The 3,084-nt window shown below is 69.9% G+C and carries 2 protein-coding genes and 1 pseudogene; 1 reads left to right on the top strand and 2 read right to left on the bottom strand.

The genetic code is table 11. The features are described from left to right. Positions 1 to 91: 91 nt before the first annotated feature. Positions 92 to 1,405, bottom strand: a complete 1,314-nt coding sequence (locus tag ACWGIG_RS38160; protein WP_453326319.1) for a M20 metallopeptidase family protein — start codon at positions 1,403 to 1,405, stop codon at positions 92 to 94. 634 nt (positions 1,406 to 2,039) lie between these two features. Next, the gene (locus ACWGIG_RS38155; protein WP_453326318.1) at positions 2,040 to 2,729 is read right to left on the bottom strand and encodes a hypothetical protein; all 690 of its coding nucleotides are present in this window, start codon (positions 2,727 to 2,729) and stop codon (positions 2,040 to 2,042) included. 172 nt (positions 2,730 to 2,901) lie between these two features. Between ACWGIG_RS38155 and ACWGIG_RS38150 the strand changes: the two are divergent. Continuing rightward, positions 2,902 to 3,084, top strand: a pseudogene (locus ACWGIG_RS38150) (hypothetical protein); the annotation flags it as partial.

Raw genomic sequence — 3,084 nt, 5'->3', positions numbered from 1 at the left:
AGCCCGTACCCCAAAGGGCTTGCCCGCGCACTCGTGCCGCTCGGTACGCAGGAGACGTGGACGCGTACGGACGCGGAGTGCGCCCTGACGGTCAGGCCTTCGCCCGCGCGGCGAGCCACCCCGCCATCGCACGGACACCGATGCCGATGGCTTTGGTGTCGGGGTCGAAGGCACCGTAGTGCGGGACCGCCTCGGTGATGTCGGCCCCCGGCCGCCGTACGCCGAGGAAGGAGTACGTCCCCGGGATCCGGTCCAGGAACAGCGCGTAGTCCTCGCCGTTGAACGGGAAGGCGGCGTGCATGACGGTCACGCCGTCCGGGCCGAGGACACGGCGCAGGTGCCGCCCCAGGGCGAGTGCGTCGCGCTCCGGGCAGACCATGGCGGGGAAGGGTGCCCGGTCGAAGTCGACCACGGCGCCCTCGTACTTCCTGGCCAACCCCCGAACGGCCTCGCGCACCTCGACGTACCGCTCCTCGGGCCAGCAGCGGTACGACACGGAGACGGTGACCCGCCCCGTGTCCTCGGCCTTCGCCGCCCTGGCCCCGATGGTGACGAACCTGGCCAGCGGCCCGTCCTTGATCTGTACGTCGGCGACCATCTTCTCCAGAGCGGCGGACGTCTCCGGGGGAGCGACGGTGGCGAGTCCCGTGATCTCGGCGGCGAGCCGCTCGGCCCGCGCGAGCGCGTCGGCGCCGTTCACCTTGATGACGGTCCCGTCCTGCCCGGGCAGCCCACTGCCGGGGGTCACGGCGAGCTGCCCCACGGGGAAGGGCCCGCAGTGCAGGGCATGGATCTCCTCGGGCGCGTAATCGCGCAGCACACCGGCGTCGATCATCGCGCGAGCCCCCTGAAGGGTCTCCTCCCCCGGCTGGAAGAAGAAGACGACGGTGCCGCTGAGACGGTGCCGCAACTGCGCGAGGGTCTGCGCGACGCCGACGCCGACGGCGGTGTGGATGTCATGCCCACAGGCATGGGCGGGCTGGGCGGCCTCGGGGAGGATGCCCTCGCCCGTCACGGCGTCCATGTCGGCGCGGTAGGCGACGGTACGTCCGGGCCGTGCGCCCTTCAGTACGCCGACGACGCCGAAGCCGCCGACCCCGGTGGTCACTTCGAGCCCGGCGGCGCGCAGCAGATGCGCGACGATCCGGGACGTGGCGACCTCGCCCGCGGAGGTCTCGCTCTTCGCCGTCTCCGGATAGGCGTGCAGGTCGCGCCGCAGTTCCACGAGGTTGCCCTCGACGCGCCGGACGACGGCGTCGATCGCACCCTGGTCAAGGGGCCCGCGCTGCTGGCCCACTCCCTCCGCGGCGGCGGTCCCGGCGGGCAGGACGACACCGAAACCGGCTGCGGCGGTACCGCCGAGCAGGGTGCGGCGGTTGAGGACGGGCTTGTTCGGACGGGTCATTCTTCCCCCCAGGGCAGTAGTTCCGAGGGCGCAGCTGAATCACCGGCCCACGCGAAGCTCGCCGTAGTCAATCAAGAGCCGCCTCCTCGAACCCAACTGCCCCCACCTGAAGGGGAACTGAGAGATGGCACTCCGTATCGCCCCCCCGGTAGCAGGGGCGAACGCATCGGCGATGCGCCCCATGTCGGCCCTGGCGTAGATCGGACGACGCCCGTCAACAAGCCCAATGCCGTTCACTGTGCGAGGAGTTGGCTTCGGTCACGTGAAAAGGAGGATCAGGCACACATTCCGTGAGGACGATCACCGGGATTCCGGAGCGTTGACGTTGCGTCGTCCGGGACCGTGGTGCGGTGTGAGGAGATCGTCCGTGTGCTGTTCCCGTACCTCGCTCCTGTGCAGGGCGTCTCCTCGCTTTCGCAGACCGGGCACCGCTCTGCCGGTGGCAGCCCCTCGCCGGTGATCAGCATGGCCAGGACCTGTGGTGGGGGCGCCTCGTGGGCCGCCACCGCGGGGGTTGACGTCGGCAGCGGTCAGCCGGGCATGGTTCACCGGAACACATCCTGCCCGGACCGCAGTCGAACGGCCGACGGATCCAAGGCGCCCACGAACCTGCTCCCGCTCATGGCAAAGCGGCTCAGCCGCACTCAATCCTGGGAACGGCGGAGCGCCCAGCCGCGGTCGCCCGGTGTCGGGCCGGTCCGCCAACGAGCCCGTAGAACCCCGTCGTTGTCCGGCATGACAGCAGTACACAGAGGCACACGTTCACCCTCGTACACGGAAAGAAGCGCGGCGGCCGAGGCACGGGAGAGCCGGGCGGACAGTTCCGGGAACTCGTCCTCGTCGGCGATGGCGCTGCGGATGTGGCCGTCCTCGTCCTGCCAGATGCCTCGGCACACACCGTTTCGATGATTTCGCAGGTGAGGTGATGCCAGCGCGAGGCACCTTCCAGATACGTCTCCTCCAGGATTCCAGCCTGCCCTGTGGCGAAGGCCCGGTGCACGTCGGACCAGAACTCGTCGCTTCCGGGCCGCTGCACGCCTGCCTCCTCGGCCTCGAAAGCGTACGGGGACGCAGTCATACGTTCCGGGAACAGCCCGAGCCCGCGGGTGCGGGCCAGCGCCTTCTCGCAGGGCCGGCTGCTGCTGATGTAGAGGTACTGGTCCCGTCCCACGTGAACTGCGAAGGTGTCCTCCACCTCCAGCCGGCACCAGGCGCCGCCGTCACGCAGCATGATCCGCACCAGTTCCAGCGCGAGATCGAGCGAAACCTCGGCCCCGTCGTAGAAGCCGGACGGGAGGAGGCCGTCCAGCCCGAAGCCGTCCACCGGAGGCTCCACCCCGAAGTGCGCGAAGGAGGGAACCCCTGGTTCGCGTACGACCAGTCGGTCGACGGCGGTGTCCGCGGCGAAGGACGGCTGCTTCGCGCCGCGGGCGAAAAATGCGTTGGCTGACCGTCGGAGTGCTGCGACCATGCCTCTGATTCCCGGCGGAGGACGTGTGTTCGTTTTCGTGTGTGAGGGGTGCGGCGCCGAGCTGACCGCCCCGCTGTCCCAGGTCTCCCTGCCGGTCCATGCCCGTCAGAAGTACGGGAACTCCGTTCAGCTCCCGGTGCTGATGGAGTCGGGCACGTTTGCCGTGGACAGGGAGCCTTCGGGACCGCCGTGGCGGAGGTGGGAGGAG

The sequence above is a fragment of the Streptomyces sp. NPDC054863 genome, assembly GCF_053610825.1.
Note: the sequence above shows the minus strand (reverse complement) of the source record. Positions and strands in the feature narration are given on the sequence as shown.

Bases quoted from the DNA above. Each gene is read 5' to 3' on its own strand.
- ACWGIG_RS38160 (WP_453326319.1), bottom strand. From the start codon at position 1,405: ATGACCCGTCCGAACAAGCCCGTCCTCAACCGCCGCACCCTGCTCGGC.